Raw genomic sequence first — 14,431 nt, forward strand, 5'->3', positions numbered from 1 at the left:
ACCTTATTTCTTTTCTATAAAATTCTTTAAATGAACAAAAAGAAGTTCATTCCAGCCATGCCGATGAGCTTCTTCCCAATGTGGTTCAAGAATTCCTGCGGCATGGTGTGTCAGTTGAAGAACAGTCTTGTTATCATCCTCCGATAACTTATAAGAATAAAAGCTGTTAACAGCACCACTCATACCCAACAGTCCATTTAAACGAATTTCCTCATTCTCTTTAAAATAAGTTACTGTTCCCCATAAGGCACCCTCACCATTACCCCAGTCTTCGTAAAAGCGGCCATTCAATTGGGGTTCAAAGATTAAAGTTGAGCTTTCTTCTCCAAGTCTAAACTTCCACCAGCTGTTTATGTCTTGCGTCAAGGCTTTAAATACCGTTTCTTTTGCTGCCTGTATAACAATCTCCTGCTCGATCTCGAATGAGTCTACTTTTCTTTCAGTTGTTTGTTCCATTTTCTCCTCTTCCCTTTCTTCCACTAAGTTTTTTAGCTGCATCAATCCTTGGGCAAGTGGTGCCTCATATTTACTGACCCACCTGTTATAAAGCTTCTGCAGCGGGATTACATTTAAATAGTTGAGGCGCACCCTTCCTTTTCGTCTAATAAGTACGAGGTTAGCATCTACAAGAACATTAAGATGTTTCATGATTGCATATCTCGAAACATCATACTTTTCAGTTATCTCACCTGTGGAAAGTGGCTGCTTCTTTAAATCGTCCAAAATATCAATACGAATTGGATGAGATAATGCTTTAAAGACATCTACGAGATCTTGGTTAACCATTTCGCTAATTACCACCCTCTTTGCTTTTAACTTATATGTGCCAAATTGGTAACATTTAATGTGTGACTAAATGGTAACATTATAAATATAAGTTGTCTACAAAAAATAAAAACCCGGGACGAATAGACTGACCTAGTCATTTGAGACAATAATAAAACACCCTTTAGGCTGCCATACTACCAAATTCAATTGGGGTGTGGTAGCCTAATTTTTCTTGGATACGTTCTTCATTATAATACTTCATGTATTGATCTACTTGTTCCCTGATTTTATCCATCGACATAGAATTAAACTTCACATACTGAAATCCTTCAGATTTTAGATTTGAATGGAAGGACTCGATAACCGCATTATCCCAACAATTTCCCCTTCTGGACATACTGCTAATCAATTTTCTTTCGTTTACTAAATGTTGATACGTATAGGATGTATACACACTTCCTTGATCAGAGTGAATAATGACCCCTTTGGGGTTCCCTCGTGATTCCAAAGCTGCTTTTAACGTATCTGCCACAAGAGGGGTTTGTTGATGGGTATAGAGCTTGTAAGCCACAATTTGATTATTAAATAAATCCATTATGGTTGATAAGTACAATGTGGTTGAACCATACTGAATATACGTTATATCTGTTACCCATTTTTGATTAGGCAAAGTTGCTGAAAAATCTCGCTGTAAAATGTTTGGTGCGACAATGATTGATTCCCCTTGAGATTTCCACTTGCGCTTTGGTTTTACACGGCACTGTAGATGATGCTTTTGCATAATACGTTGAACAGAATTTCGATTCAAACTAATTTGATGTCGACGCTTTAGTAAATTCTTAATTTTACGATGACCATAACGATAGTTAGTCTGTTCACAAAGGGAGATAATGGCCTGCTCTGATTTAGACAGTTCATCAGATGGAGCAGACAACCAACGATAGTATGTGGATCTTGGAACGTTTAAAGCGCATAGAACAGCCGTAACTGTGTACTTTTTTCGTAATCTTTTTACTAAACGGAGAACTACTTCTTTTTCAGCTCCTTTTCGATCTCCAAATACTTTTTTAAAATCTCATTCTCCTGTTTATAGTGATTGAATTGACGTTCTTTCTTTTCCTCTTCACTAGCTGAATCAGGCCCTTGACCATAAGAGTATTGCTTGCCTATTGGCTGATTAAACCGATGTACTTGATTTTCCCGATACCATTTCATCCATGTTTTTATTTGAGAAACATTTTTAATGTCATACTTATTCATGATTTCTTCATTCGTAAATTGGCCACTCATTTTATCCTTAACTACAGCCCACTTTGTTTCTTTTGAATAAACGTTTTTGCCCACGCAAAAACACCTCCGATTATCACTTTTAATAAGTGTATCATTTCGAAGGTGTTTTATTGTGTCCCATTTATCTAGGTTAGTCTAGAATCCCGGGTTTTTTCTTACAAGGAGGTTGCTGGATTAACGAAGTCCGCCTAACGCTTGTGCTACAAGACGCTTAGTGATTTCGCCACCAACAGATCCGTTTGCACGAGAAGTTGTGTCTGGTCCAAGATGTACTCCGAACTCAGCAGCGATCTCTTGCTTCATTGCATCAAGAGCTCCTTGTGCTCCAGGAACTACGATTTGGTTGCTTTGGTTACGTGCCATGCGATTTCCCTCCTTTGGGAGATAATATGTACGGAAAAGCAGAGATGTTTTTCCGTTAAAGGTAGTATGGGTCAATTTTGAAAACCTATTCATAGAAATATAAATTTTTTCAAAAAAAAACAAGAACTCATTATAAGTCCTTGTTTTGCGTCTCTTTGCTAAGTAAATCTTCTTCTACTAATTGAGCTCTTTTTAATTCTTTTGCAGAATGTTTTTTAAAAAATACAACTGTTCGCCACGCGAATATTGTAAAGATAGCAAGCGTTATAAAAGCTGGGATATACTCAAGTTTGTTTTCAGGAAACACAATTGGCAGCATCTCTTTGCACCCTCTCGTAAACATTACGACTTATTATATCAAAAAAGCAGAACAAATGAAAATCTATAAATAAGTATTCTTATTGTTTTGTATCTCTGTAGATTTACCATTTAATGATTTGTATAAAACTGTTAAACAAACACAAAAAGCTATTCCAATGCTGAATCCTGCAAGTATATCGGATGGATAGTGTACTCCAGCATAGACGCGGCTTACGCTCAAGAAAAATGGAAGAATTGCACCGATCCAAAGAATCCATGGTTTTTGGTATTTTTGATAGAGCAAGAAAGCTGAAAATAAATAGAAGGATGTTCCTACCATAGCGTTCCCGCTTGGGAAACTAAACCCATCCTCTTCTAATAAACGATTCCCTAATGGACGTTCCCTTTCAAATACGTTCTTTAATACCAGATTCAAACCATAGGATAATCCTATACTTGCAAGCAGAAGAATGCCGCTCAGCCATTTTCTAAAAAGAAATAAACCAATAACACCAAAGATGCATAGTGCCGCTAATACTTTGGCATCTCCAACATATGTAAATGCGGTAACCAGTTCAGTTAAAGTATCGTTTCTCATACTTAGAATAAATTCTCTTGCTGCATCATCGAATGCACTTACTATCCGAGTGTCATAAAATACAAATAATAAAAAACACATCAAACAGACACTTAGTAAAAGATTATACTTTTTCATATTCTTCATTCCCCCTAATACTTATTTTACGTTATATAACAAAAAATAGGAGAAAAAAAGCCCTCCTAGTTCGGAGAGCTTTCTCGTTCTTGTTCTTTTATATAGCGATTCCAGGGATGTTCAAGACATTCCTTGCTGCATGATCGTTTATGTTCCTTTTCACAGTCCTCACACATTAATAGGTGTGCATTACATTCAGGGTTTCCGCATTTCACATAACGTTCTTCAGGATTTCCGCAATGATAGCATCTGCCCACAACCGTTTCTTCTCCGCTTCGATTTACTGGAACTGAGATTCGTTCATCAAAGACATAGCATTTCCCATCCCAGAGCTTACCTTTTGCCTCTTCGTCATGGCCATAGCTGATTATTCCGCCTTCTAGCTGAGAAACATCCTTAAATCCCTCTTTTAAAAGAAAACCAGAGAACTTTTCACAGCGGATTCCACCTGTACAATACGTTAGTACTTTCTTATCTTTAAACTGACTAAAGTTTTCCCTCACCCATTGTGGAAGTTCTCTAAATGTTTCCACATCAGGCCTGATCGCATTTTTGAAATGTCCAAGATCATATTCATACGTATTACGTGCATCCAGGATTACTACGTCTTCTTGCTCCATAGCTACAAGCCATTCTTTTGGTGAAAGGTGCTTACCTGTAGTTTCATTTGGATTCACATCATCCTCAAGACTTAAATGTACTAGTTCAGGTCTCACTCTTACTTTCATTTTTTTAAAAGCATGAGTTTCTGAAGTTTCTATTTTGAAAACCGTATCTGCAAATCTAGAATCATTTTTCATATCATCCATATATTTTTGGGTCTGTTCAATCGTTCCGGAAACCGTTCCATTTATTCCTTCACGGGCAACTAGGATGCGCCCTATTAAACCAAGTTCCTTACAATAGGCAAGATGCTCTTCTTTAAAAGATTCCGGATCATCTATGGTTACATATTTGTAATACAGCAAAACTCGATATTGCATAATTCCACCTACTTCTGTTTCTTAAAAACTCCTTTCTTATAATAACAAATTATTAAAAAAAGAAAAATACAGGCTGCCCTGTATTTTAGATTTTATTAAGTGTATAGTTTCGCAATACTGAAGCGGCTTCATGGAGTTGTTCATCTTCGGCCAATTCTAAGGCTGTTCTTCCATCTTCTTTTGCTGAATAAGGATCTGCTCCTTGTTCTAAGTAGAAAAGAATCATTTCAGGATCATTATTGTGAGCAGCTTGATGCAGCACGGTCCATCCCCCGCTTTGTTTTCCATTAATATCAGCTCCATGAGAAAGCAGCATACTCATCATTTCTTTACGGTTATTCTTATTTGCAGCTGCCGCGTGAAGCGGTGTGTTAGCCATCTCATTTCCTGATTTAATATGTATATTTGCTCCATTTTGAAGCAAGAGTGCTGCTGCTTCAGTATTTCCGAAATGGGCGGCTAGATGAAGCGGTGACCATCCATCTTGAATCTGATTCACATCGGTATTCTTATCGTTTAATTGCGCTTGTAATTCGTAAACATTTCCTTCCATAGCTGCTTTATGCAAACTCATAACATCATCCCTTTACATTTTTTTAACTTACTTCAACAATTCGACATGGAATTCCTTTAAAAAGAACGAAACTGCCAGCATAGATACATTTATTTACAAAAATTCTCTGCCATTCCCAGTTGTTTGAGCGCTTTCATTGTGTGAATATTTAATTAGTGGGATTCGTTGGAGGAACTGGGATATCGGGGGATATTATGCGTTTAAAAATTGCTTCTTTAAGTATTTCAGCTTTTCTTTTAATGGGGTCTGCAACATATGCAGCAACACCATATACGGTTCAGCAGAACGATACTCTTTGGAGTATCTCTCAAGATAAAAATGTAAGTTTGAACAACGTAATTGGAATGAACCTATTAAAAAGTTCATCGATTTATGCTGGACAAACTCTTTATGTTCCATCGTCTTCAAAACAATATACAGTAAAAACTGGAGACACATTATATAAAATCGCTTCGGCGTCAAATGTTAGTCTATGGGCAATCCAACAGGCAAACCCGCAAGTACGACAAATCAACTGGGTTTACCCTGGACAAGTTTTAGATTTGCCAGCTTCTGCTGCACAAAAACCTGCCGCTCCTGCTCCAGCTCAATCTTCTGTTGGTGCATACGCAACTCAAGTTTCACAATTGGTGAATCAAGAGCGGCAAAAAGCAGGCCTTGCCCCATTAACACTTGATGCTGAATTAAGCAATGTTGCTTTGGCAAAAGCAAAAGACATGATTGCTAAGAATTATTTCGACCACAATTCACCAACTTACGGGTCACCTTTTGACATGATGCGCAGCTTTGGTATCAATTACACTGCAGCAGGTGAAAACATCGCAAAAGGACAGACTTCACCACAAGCTGTTATGAACGATTGGATGAATAGCCCGGGTCATAGACAAAACATTTTAAGCACAAATTATGATTCTATTGGAGTTGCTTATTATCAAGGAGCTTGGGTACAGCTTTTCAAAAAATAAAGATCTTCCAGACGATTTCCACGAAAAAAGCATGCAGCTTCTGGCTGTATGCTTTTTAAATAAACCTTTTTCGCAAACTTTGTTGCTATTAGAAGCGGTTGATTTCCACTCCAGGATGTTCGTTTTCCGCGGGGCGGGCGGTGAGCCTCCTCGGCGCATGGCGCCTGCGGGGTCTCACACTTAATTGATTCAAAGCAAAGCAACAATCTTTTAGAAAAGAACCTTATTTTTTCAGAAGCGAAATACGAAACGGAAATAATTCTCCTGTCATTATCTCGTTTACAATAGCTGGATCGTTAACCATGATTCTGTTCGCTTCTTCATTATCTACATTTTGCAAAATCACAACGCCGAAAGATGCATCTAGACATGGACCTGCCAGTACGAGCTTATCTTCTTGCAAAAGATTTTGAAGGTAGAAAAAATGAGCTTCTAATGCATTTTTTTCTTCTTGCGACTGATTTTCCATAAAATCTGATCGAATCGGTTTTATCTGATATAAAAACTCTCTGGTTTCCAAAATAATCTCCCCTTTATAAGGGAAATTCTCTTATTAAACCCTTAATTCCTTTTTAAAATATCCATATAAAAGATCCCAAAAATAAAAACTTTTAGATTTATCTGCTGTCTTTTGAATCTCTTTTCTTCTTATCTGAAAAAGGCTTTTTATTCGCTGGCACCCCGTTTTTCTGAGGTGACTGTTTCTTAAACGTATTTTTTTGAATATCTTCTATAACGACATTGCCTCTTTCTAGGAGCTGCTTTTGCAGGGGCACATCTATATTCGCAGTCCATTTCTTTACAGATGACAATTCAGCTTTTGTTACGAGTGAGACAACCATTCCTTCCTTCCCCATTCTGCCGGTTCTTCCTGAACGGTGAACATATTGCTTAACGTCTTCAGGAAGCTCAAGATGTACAACATGTGTTACATCAGGTATATCCAGACCGCGTGTCGCAACATCCGTTGTTAAAAGTACTGGAATTTTCCCTCGTTTAAAATCATTTAATACTTTTTGTCTCTCTTGTTTTGTAGAGTTACCTGCCAGAACACCAAGTTTAATCTTTTTGTATTCAAGTTTTGAAGCGAATTCATCCATTTTCATGGAACTGTTGATAAAAACAATCGCTTTGATGCCAGGTGTATGGCGAATCAGCTTTCGAAGATTATCCACCTTATCACGGTACTCGGATACCATGAACGAATGGGTCACCTGGTTTGCTGTTTCTTGTTTTTCCACTTTAATTATTGAAGGTTCTACTGCTAATTTATTAGACCAATCTTCTGTCTTTTTATTAATTGTTGCAGATACAAATACGAGCTGTCGATCTTTTAATGTGGCACCTATTACTTGTTCGACATCCCCGTTAAAACCAGCTTCAATAATATGATCCGCTTCATCAATGACAATCGTTTTAACTTCATGCACCTTCAGTTTTTTGTTTTGTATCAATTCTTTTACTCGCCCTGGTGTCCCAACGATATATTGAGGCTTTTTCTTCAATTTATCAAGCTGCCTCTGCATATTTGCTCCTCCAATTAGAGAAGCTCCGCTGAGCCCGCTGTTTTCGGTAAACTTTTGGCAAACTTCATAAATCTGCATGGCAAGTTCTCTAGTTGGTGCAAGAAATACTACTTGTACATTTTTTGTTTCTGGATCTAGCTTTGCAAGTGCAGGCAAAGCATATGCAAGAGTTTTGCCCGTTCCAGTCGGGGACTCAATAACGATGTCTTTATTCTCTAATAAATTTGGAATAGCGCGTTCCTGAATGTCAGTTAGTGAAGTGAATCCGCTTTTATTCCACGCGTTTTGGATAAATTCCGGAAAACTATGTATCAGTTGTGTCATTTTTTATACCCCTTAAAATATTCATTCATTTCTTTCATTGATGCGATAACCTGTTCAAGTACTAGTGAAAAACGTTCAGGTTCTTCTTCAGAAAAAGGCTTCTGTAAATGGATGGAGATCGTGTTGCTGAATACGTTTCTTGATTCTCCATATATATAGGTAAGTTTTTGCTGAATATCTCCTTTTAAATCACCTTCTGACCATTTTTTTAAAATGGATTGAAGCTGTTTGCAATCTGTTTCAATTTCATAAACAGGCGTTTCTATAAATATGGAAACCTTGCTGCCAGCCCCTTCAGGATTATCTTTTAGTTTTTCAGTTGCGTAATTTTCAAGGTTTGTATTTAAAGTAAGATTTCCTTTAAAAGACTGACTGATTCCTGAAACAATAAAATCAATTGAATAGCTTCTGCCGATAACGGCAAGATCCACTAAATCTCTTCGATCTACAATTTCTATCGCGCCAGCAAAATCTAAATCATATACGGCACCTTCAAGCACAACCTTTAGATTATCATAAACCGATGGATGATACATCTTGCTCGCTCCTTTATTTAAAAATAATTTATTTGTACGGTACGTGAAATTTTATTCTTCATCTGAACTCATTTGTTCTTTCATCTGGTTCAAAACATACAATACCGATTTTACCATTTCAGTGATCCGCTTATCTTTCATATTTTTTTGAAAAACATAAACACCCAGGTAACCAATGTTCTCGGCTGCAGTCTTGATCTGAATCGGATATAAGTATTTAGGTTTATTTGTGATCACCCATTCACGTGCCAGCGGCTCCCACTCTTGTACCCTAAAATGGATGCGGTCTGCAAACGGCTTAACTTCAGTATAGAAATCCGCTTCCGTTTCCCTTGCCTTTGTTTCTGTTTTATAAATATGAAACGCTTCATTAATATCAGCGATTAATTCTGTCGTTTTTTTGTACAAATTGCTCATAAAAAAGTCCCTCCATTCTTTATATCGTACCAAAGAATGAAGAGACTTACACTTTTCATTTCATTTATAGTGTAAACAGACTCACAAACCAGTTCTTTTTTGGCTTTTCCTTAACATAAAGCTTTTCTTCTGGATAATTGTTTTTTAGTAATGCTACCTCAAGATCCTGAAGACGTGCCTCCATGTTTTCCATTTTCTTTATAAGTTCTTCGAGTTCAGATGCATGCTGGAGCATTTGATAGGAAACAACTGCATCAGCTTTCTCTTCAACCTTCTTTTCTAATGCTTTAATAGCTGCATTAAGCCGGTCAAACTTCTCTTCAAACTGGGTTGGCAGTTCTACTGATTTCTCTGATGTTTGAAATGACTGGATTTGAATATCACTCATCAATAATCCATTGTCGAGCTGAGCTTTGATCTCTCTTAACTGCTCGATGTCTTCTTGCTTGAACAAATAATGACCATGTTCGTTCTTATCACATTGAATGTTAAAATGTCTGACCCAGCGCTGAACCGTTGTCGGATTCACCCCGAGTTCCTCAGAGACAGTTTTGGTCTTCAACACCATTTCCATTATGAATCCCTCCCCGTTTTCTTGTAGGAACTAATTTCGTGCTGTATCCTCTTATCCCCTTCACACGTGACAAAACTAGTTTTTATTCGGCAAAGAAAGTGCAAATTTACTTTTTCAACATAAATTCGACAGCTATTTGTTGATTGTTTGTATATTCAGTCGCATCAACCGTAAAACTAATATGAGTTCACGTTTTTTAAAAGGAGGTGCAAAAAATGAACGAAGACAGCAAACAGCAAAGGAAGCAGGATCAATATTCACAACAGCAAGGAACTGAAAAAACAGAACAAAAGCAAAACACAGGTTATGGTGATAAAAAACTGAATGGTCCAGATATTCCAAGCACGTAACAATGAAAAAGACGGTATCTCCTCTGCCGTCTTTTTGTATTTAACGATTTTGTATCCATTCTTTTAATAGAATGCCTATTTTAATTTGTCTTTGTTTTTGTTTATACCAATCTGTAAGACATGGTTTTTGAATTTTCTTTACGGGATGATAAAAAACCTCCGTATTCATTCCCTTTCTATACCAGTCTTTCGTAGACTTTCTATGATGGTGGACAATCGGATAGACCATCCTGAGAAGCGGTGTCTCCCTCATTTTTTTCGGATAGACATACTTTTCAAAATCATGCCTTGAACCGGTATGGGTAACAGCATCAGAAAAACGAATTATCTCCTCACTCCACCTCGACTCAAACAAAATGGTGTAAAGCATCTTTCCCGTTTCTATTCTATTTTTTACAGTTTTAAATCCATGAACTGAAATTCCGTATACATCGCCTGAAAGAACAGGAAAGAGTACTGTGCTGAAATGCATATAGTCTTGGAGCAGAAATGGCACTCCTGAAAATATCCTTTTGTTATAAAAAGAATTTTTAATCACTGGATTTTCTATCACATGCTGTTCATTGATGATCAATGATGTACATATTCTTTTTATATCCCTTTCGATCCAAAAGCGGTGCCATTCTTTTTTCATGAATGTTGAAACATAAAAGTTATCCAGCAGATCAAATAATGGAGCCCCTTTCTCTTTGGAGTATTCATAAAGCAGCAGCTGAGGATAAGCATCCTGGAAAATCAGCCAGTTTGCACGTTCATATGTATGAAATAAATGTTTTCTTGTATCTTTAGATAAAAATCTTGGAAGCCAATCTCCTTTTAGATCACACATGCTGTATCCAGCGTTTCGGGACACTAAACTTGCGAGCATTGCCCATCTTATCTCAGGATTTCTTTTAAAAAAAGCGGCATAGCTTACGGTACGTGAAATATTATCACGATTTTGTGAAATCGTATTATTCAAGATTGTCATTGTTATATCCTGATACCGCTCTTTCACACTGTGCCTCCTATGATTCGTTCTCTCTTTTATCGTTTGCTTCAGCACTATAAAATATTTGTATCGCGTAAGAAAAAGGAGTAAACTAGTCTTTATGAAAGATGCAAAATGGAAAAAGGAGGCATAAAAATTGGAGAAAAAAGTAATCATCTACACACAGGAAACGTGCCCTCCATGCTTCGCAGAAAAAGAGTGGCTGAAAGCAAATAATATTGAATTCGAAGAACGCGACATACGAAAAAATCAAAGCTATATGAAGGAAGTTATGGATCTGGGTGCTTCGGCAACTCCTGTTACTGTAATCAAGACAGAAGAAGGCAATCAGGTTGTAATGGGCTTTAAAGAAGATGAACTTTCTGTACTATTAAAAAAGTAAACTAAAGCGGGCTATGTGTATCTATTTTCGTAATATGCGCATAGCCATCTTTAATTGAAAAGGAGATGAATCATGGGAACCTTTCATTATCCAAATGGTAAGAAAGTGACTTCTGTAACTAAAACAAGATCGTCTTCCTCATCTTCTGTTAAAAAAGAAGTTTCATACAGCAACAGAGGGATGTCGCTCGAAGACGATATCAATCAAAGCAATCAATTTTATCTCTTAACGAATAAAGCGATCATTCACAAAAAACCGACTCCCGTACAAATCGTGAATGTTGAGTACCCGAAAAGATCTGCAGCTGTCATTCGTGAAGCATACTTTAAACTCGCTTCTACAACCGATTATAACGGTGTATATAAAGGAAGATATATTGACTTTGAAGCAAAAGAAACAAAGAACAAGACGAGTTTTCCGCTTAAGAATTTTCATGAGCATCAGATCACACATATGCAGCAGATTCTAGATCATGGCGGAATATCTTTTATCATTCTTCGATTCTCTTCTACGGATGAAAGCTATCTGCTGGACAGCTCTTACCTTGTTCACTATTGGAAGGAACAAAGCATGGGGAGAAAATCAATTCCAAAGGGTGAAATAGAAGAAAAAGGATATTCTATTACTAACGGGTATCAACCTAGGCTGAATTATTTAGAAACAGTAGATCGTGTCTATTTCTATCCTTCTCTTTGATTGTTCATAAACTCAGAATTGGCCACGAATATTGATAATGTTAGTTTTTTTATGAAGTTGAAAGGTTGGTAAAACTATGTCAAAAGATTACCGAAGCCGGGTAGAAAGAAGACAATCTTCTAATGGTTCTACACCGGCAAAGAAAACGAAAAAGCCAAGACGCAATTGGAAAAAGACTCTCCTATTGCTTGCAGTTATTTTAGGATTATTAGGACTTTTAACAGTAGGTGTAATCGCAGCTACTTCTCCAAAGCTTGATCCGAAGAAACTAGAAACACCTGTATCTTCTAAAATCATGGATATGAATGATAAAGAAGTTTCTCTTGTTTCAGGGCAAGAAAAAAGAATCAGGGTTAAGATAAATGAAATCCCTGAACCTGTTCAAAATGCGTTTATCGCAACGGAAGACGTCCGTTTCCGCAAACATAGCGGTGTTGATGTCAGACGTTTATTCGGTGCTGCATTCGCTAACGTAACAGAAGGATTTGGTGCTGAAGGTGCAAGTACGATTTCACAGCAGGTCATTAAGAACACGATCCTGACTAATGAAAAATCACTCACTAGAAAGATCCGAGAAGCTTATCTTTCTGTTCAGCTAGAACAAAAATATTCTAAGGATCAGATCTTGGAAATGTATTTAAATAAGATTTATTTTGGTAAAGGTGCATACGGAATTGCAACAGCCGCAAAAGTGTACTTTAACAAAGATGTAAGCGAACTTGAATTGCATGAAGCAGCTCTTTTAGCAGGGTTGCCAAAAGCACCAAGCTATTACGATCCAACTGTTAATCCAAAGGAAGCTGAACATAGACGGAATGTAGTCCTTAATTTAATGGCTCAGCATAAATTTATTTCTAAAGAAGATGCAGAAAAAGCGAAGAGTATTTCTGTAAAAGATAGTCTTGTAAAAGGTGAAGTTAAGACCGAAACACGTCCTTATGATGCTTATATTAAGCAAGTAATGGATGATGTAAAAGATATCGACGGTCTTGAAAAAGTAGACATCTTCTCTTCTGGACTGAAGATCTATACAAACCTTGATACAAAAGCACAGCAGGTTACAGAAGATGTATTGAAAGCTAAATTAGAGCCCGAGCATGAGCTGTTACAGTCTGGTGTCGCGATCGTTGATACGAAAACAGGTGCAATACGTGCTGTCGGCAGCGGCCGCGGAAACGAATTGAGCAACCAGTTCTCAACACGAATCACTCGCCAGCCAGGGTCAACTATCAAACCAATCCTGGACTACGGTCCGGCCATCGAAAATAAAAAATGGAGCACAGCTCATATGTTAAATGATGAGCCCGTAAAGATTGGTGACGTAACCATCAATAACTTCAACAAGAAAAACGTTGGAGATATTACGATGCGCCAAGCCCTTGTTGAATCTAAAAATACAACGGCTGTGAAGACATTCCAAGAAGTTGGTGCTGAAGAAGCTACTGACTTTGCAAATAAGCTTGGATTTGACTTAGATCCAGACACCACTTACCCGTCTTATGCGATCGGCGGATTTGAACAAGGAGTATCACCGCTTACAATGGCAGGTGCTTATCAAGCATTCGGAAACGGCGGTGTTTACACGAAACCGACTACCATCCGTAAGATTGAATTCCCTGACGGAAGAGTCATCGAAGTCGACCCAGAACCAAAAGCAGCTATGAAAGATTACACGGCTTACATGATCACAGATATGTTAAAAGATGTTATGGACCGTGGTACAGGGACACAAGCCAATGTGAGCGGATTAAAATTAGCTGGAAAAACAGGTACGACAAACTTCCCTAAAGACCTTCGGGATCAATACGGCATGCCAAGTAATGCTACAAAAGATGCGTGGATGGCTGGTTATACAACTACCTATACTGCAGCTGTATGGACGGGTTATGATAAATACCAAGATGATGAAGGAAATGCTCTATACCTGGATAAAACGAAAGACGATTATTCAAAGCAGGTCTTTAAAGACATCATGAGTCAGCTTAAGCACAAGAACACAGACTTCAAGAAACCGAAATCTGTGACTGAAGTTCCGATGGAAAAAGGAACTGGGAAACGTGCAAGTGAGTTTACGCCAGATTCTGAAAAGATCATCGAACTGTTCGTAAAAGGATCTAAATTGCCAGATGTAAGTGACAAGTTCGAGAAACCAACCGGCATTGAAGGACTTGAAGCGAAGTTCGATGAAAAGAAAAATGAGATCGAAGTAAAATGGAAATACGAGAAAAAAGAAGGTGTTACCTTTAAGGTCCTTGCAAGCTATAACGATGGACCGATGCAGGAAAGAGCAACTATCAACGATACGAAATTTGTTGTTCCATCCCCTGCTCCTGGTAAATACACGTTCCAAGTGATAGCAGTCGACAGTGAAAACAACACTGAAAGCGAACCTGCAGAAACATCAATTACGATTGAAGCGCCTGAAGGAGAACAACCGCCGCAGCCACCTGGTGAAGGTGAACCGGGCACTCCTCCTGGCGAAGGTGAACCAGGTACCCCTCCAGGTCAAGGTGAACCGGGAACACCGCCTCCTTCTGGCGGAGAACCTGGTACTGAACCTCCTCCGGGTCAAGAACCCGGTACTCCACCTCCGGGTCAAGGAGGCGGAGATGAGGAAGAGGAAGACGGCGGAGGCTTGCAGTTCCCTCCATTTAACCAGTAATAAACATTAAAAATC

General features: G+C 38.0%; 18 protein-coding genes. 5 read left to right on the forward strand and 13 right to left on the reverse strand.

What is annotated here, in order from left to right; translation table 11 throughout:
• Window positions 1-3 precede the first annotated feature (3 nt).
• The 7 genes from ABE41_RS11550 to ABE41_RS11585 all read right to left on the reverse strand — a co-directional run bounded on the left by ABE41_RS11550 (window position 4) and on the right by ABE41_RS11585 (window position 4,993).
• Window positions 4-786 (reverse strand): metalloregulator ArsR/SmtB family transcription factor, encoded by a 783-nt coding sequence (locus ABE41_RS11550; protein WP_066290322.1) that lies wholly within the window; start codon window positions 784-786, stop codon window positions 4-6.
• A gap of 163 nt (window positions 787-949) precedes the next feature.
• Window positions 950-2,112, reverse strand: a protein-coding gene (locus tag ABE41_RS20685) for an IS3 family transposase (protein ID WP_156774220.1) whose coding sequence is annotated in 2 segments (ribosomal slippage) — window positions 950-1,836 and window positions 1,836-2,112 — 1,164 coding nt in all. Because the reading frame shifts where the segments join, the coding sequence is not laid out codon by codon here.
• Between the two features lie 120 nt (window positions 2,113-2,232).
• Complete coding sequence (locus ABE41_RS11565; protein ID WP_066290324.1) at window positions 2,233-2,421, reverse strand: alpha/beta-type small acid-soluble spore protein; 189 nt, start codon at window positions 2,419-2,421, stop codon at window positions 2,233-2,235.
• A 130-nt stretch (window positions 2,422-2,551) separates the two neighbouring features.
• Window positions 2,552-2,740 (reverse strand): hypothetical protein, encoded by a 189-nt coding sequence (locus ABE41_RS11570; RefSeq protein WP_066290330.1) that lies wholly within the window; start codon window positions 2,738-2,740, stop codon window positions 2,552-2,554.
• Window positions 2,741-2,803: 63 nt separating this feature from the next.
• The gene (locus ABE41_RS11575; protein ID WP_066290333.1) at window positions 2,804-3,436 is read right to left on the reverse strand and encodes a phosphatase PAP2 family protein; all 633 of its coding nucleotides are present in this window, start codon (window positions 3,434-3,436) and stop codon (window positions 2,804-2,806) included.
• 65 nt (window positions 3,437-3,501) lie between these two features.
• Window positions 3,502-4,419 carry an oxygen-dependent tRNA uridine(34) hydroxylase TrhO gene (trhO, locus tag ABE41_RS11580; RefSeq protein ID WP_066290339.1) on the reverse strand — a complete coding sequence of 306 codons (918 nt, stop codon included), beginning with the start codon at window positions 4,417-4,419 and terminating at the stop codon, window positions 3,502-3,504.
• An 85-nt stretch (window positions 4,420-4,504) separates the two neighbouring features.
• Window positions 4,505-4,993, reverse strand: a complete 489-nt coding sequence (locus tag ABE41_RS11585) for an ankyrin repeat domain-containing protein (RefSeq protein ID WP_066290341.1) — start codon at window positions 4,991-4,993, stop codon at window positions 4,505-4,507.
• Between the two features lie 194 nt (window positions 4,994-5,187).
• Between ABE41_RS11585 and ABE41_RS11590 the strand changes: the two genes are divergently transcribed.
• A complete protein-coding gene (locus ABE41_RS11590) occupies window positions 5,188-5,958 on the forward strand; it encodes a LysM peptidoglycan-binding domain-containing protein (protein WP_066290343.1) in 771 nt (256 codons plus the stop codon).
• A 223-nt stretch (window positions 5,959-6,181) separates the two neighbouring features.
• Here the strand turns inward: ABE41_RS11590 and ABE41_RS11595 are convergent, their stop codons facing one another.
• From ABE41_RS11595 to racA, 5 genes are all read right to left on the reverse strand, one after another.
• The gene (locus ABE41_RS11595) at window positions 6,182-6,478 is read right to left on the reverse strand and encodes a YciI family protein (RefSeq protein ID WP_066290345.1); all 297 of its coding nucleotides are present in this window, start codon (window positions 6,476-6,478) and stop codon (window positions 6,182-6,184) included.
• A 97-nt stretch (window positions 6,479-6,575) separates the two neighbouring features.
• Window positions 6,576-7,799: a DEAD/DEAH box helicase gene (locus ABE41_RS11600; protein WP_437435475.1), complete on the reverse strand. Its 1,224-nt coding sequence runs from the start codon at window positions 7,797-7,799 to the stop codon at window positions 6,576-6,578.
• Window positions 7,800-7,804: 5 nt separating this feature from the next.
• Window positions 7,805-8,344, reverse strand: coding sequence for a hypothetical protein (locus tag ABE41_RS11605; protein ID WP_066290349.1), 540 nt, complete (start codon window positions 8,342-8,344; stop codon window positions 7,805-7,807).
• Window positions 8,345-8,395: 51 nt separating this feature from the next.
• Entirely contained in the window at window positions 8,396-8,761 is a 366-nt protein-coding gene (locus ABE41_RS11610) for a DUF1798 family protein (protein ID WP_066290351.1), read from the reverse strand.
• A gap of 64 nt (window positions 8,762-8,825) precedes the next feature.
• Window positions 8,826-9,335, reverse strand: coding sequence for a chromosome-anchoring protein RacA (gene racA, locus ABE41_RS11615; protein ID WP_066290353.1), 510 nt, complete (start codon window positions 9,333-9,335; stop codon window positions 8,826-8,828).
• A gap of 215 nt (window positions 9,336-9,550) precedes the next feature.
• Here racA and ABE41_RS21455 point away from each other — a divergent pair, with 215 nt between their 5' ends.
• On the forward strand, window positions 9,551-9,685 hold the full coding sequence (locus tag ABE41_RS21455; RefSeq protein WP_301336184.1) for a hypothetical protein: 135 nt from the start codon (window positions 9,551-9,553) through the stop codon (window positions 9,683-9,685).
• Between the two features lie 40 nt (window positions 9,686-9,725).
• Here ABE41_RS21455 and ABE41_RS11620 read toward each other — a convergent pair whose 3' ends face one another.
• A complete protein-coding gene (locus ABE41_RS11620) occupies window positions 9,726-10,682 on the reverse strand; it encodes a DUF2515 family protein (RefSeq protein WP_172827355.1) in 957 nt (318 codons plus the stop codon).
• 130 nt (window positions 10,683-10,812) lie between these two features.
• On the opposite strand from ABE41_RS11620, the gene ABE41_RS11625 reads away from it, so the two are divergent.
• The 3 genes from ABE41_RS11625 to ABE41_RS11635 all read left to right on the forward strand — a co-directional run bounded on the left by ABE41_RS11625 (window position 10,813) and on the right by ABE41_RS11635 (window position 14,416).
• On the forward strand, window positions 10,813-11,058 hold the full coding sequence (locus ABE41_RS11625; RefSeq protein ID WP_066290357.1) for a glutaredoxin family protein: 246 nt from the start codon (window positions 10,813-10,815) through the stop codon (window positions 11,056-11,058).
• A 72-nt stretch (window positions 11,059-11,130) separates the two neighbouring features.
• Window positions 11,131-11,754: a Holliday junction resolvase RecU gene (gene recU / locus ABE41_RS11630; protein ID WP_066290359.1), complete on the forward strand. Its 624-nt coding sequence runs from the start codon at window positions 11,131-11,133 to the stop codon at window positions 11,752-11,754.
• A 76-nt stretch (window positions 11,755-11,830) separates the two neighbouring features.
• Complete coding sequence (locus ABE41_RS11635; RefSeq protein WP_066290361.1) at window positions 11,831-14,416, forward strand: PBP1A family penicillin-binding protein; 2,586 nt, start codon at window positions 11,831-11,833, stop codon at window positions 14,414-14,416.
• Window positions 14,417-14,431 lie beyond the last annotated feature (15 nt).

Origin of the sequence: Fictibacillus arsenicus (assembly GCF_001642935.1) — a bacterium.
Classification (GTDB): domain Bacteria; phylum Bacillota; class Bacilli; order Bacillales; family Fictibacillaceae; genus Fictibacillus; species Fictibacillus arsenicus_B.

Coding starts and splice junctions, on each gene's coding strand:
- ABE41_RS11550 (WP_066290322.1), bottom strand. CDS start 786: ATGGTTAACCAAGATCTCGTAGATGTCTTTAAAGCATTATCTCATCCA.
- ABE41_RS11565 (WP_066290324.1), bottom strand. CDS start 2,421: ATGGCACGTAACCAAAGCAACCAAATCGTAGTTCCTGGAGCACAAGGA.
- ABE41_RS11570 (WP_066290330.1), bottom strand. CDS start 2,740: ATGCTGCCAATTGTGTTTCCTGAAAACAAACTTGAGTATATCCCAGCT.
- ABE41_RS11575 (WP_066290333.1), bottom strand. CDS start 3,436: ATGAAAAAGTATAATCTTTTACTAAGTGTCTGTTTGATGTGTTTTTTA.
- trhO (WP_066290339.1), bottom strand. CDS start 4,419: ATGCAATATCGAGTTTTGCTGTATTACAAATATGTAACCATAGATGAT.
- ABE41_RS11585 (WP_066290341.1), bottom strand. CDS start 4,993: ATGAGTTTGCATAAAGCAGCTATGGAAGGAAATGTTTACGAATTACAA.
- ABE41_RS11590 (WP_066290343.1), top strand. CDS start 5,188: ATGCGTTTAAAAATTGCTTCTTTAAGTATTTCAGCTTTTCTTTTAATG.
- ABE41_RS11605 (WP_066290349.1), bottom strand. CDS start 8,344: ATGTATCATCCATCGGTTTATGATAATCTAAAGGTTGTGCTTGAAGGT.
- ABE41_RS11610 (WP_066290351.1), bottom strand. CDS start 8,761: ATGAGCAATTTGTACAAAAAAACGACAGAATTAATCGCTGATATTAAT.
- racA (WP_066290353.1), bottom strand. CDS start 9,335: ATGGAAATGGTGTTGAAGACCAAAACTGTCTCTGAGGAACTCGGGGTG.
- ABE41_RS21455 (WP_301336184.1), top strand. CDS start 9,551: ATGAACGAAGACAGCAAACAGCAAAGGAAGCAGGATCAATATTCACAA.
- recU (WP_066290359.1), top strand. CDS start 11,131: ATGGGAACCTTTCATTATCCAAATGGTAAGAAAGTGACTTCTGTAACT.
- ABE41_RS11635 (WP_066290361.1), top strand. CDS start 11,831: ATGTCAAAAGATTACCGAAGCCGGGTAGAAAGAAGACAATCTTCTAAT.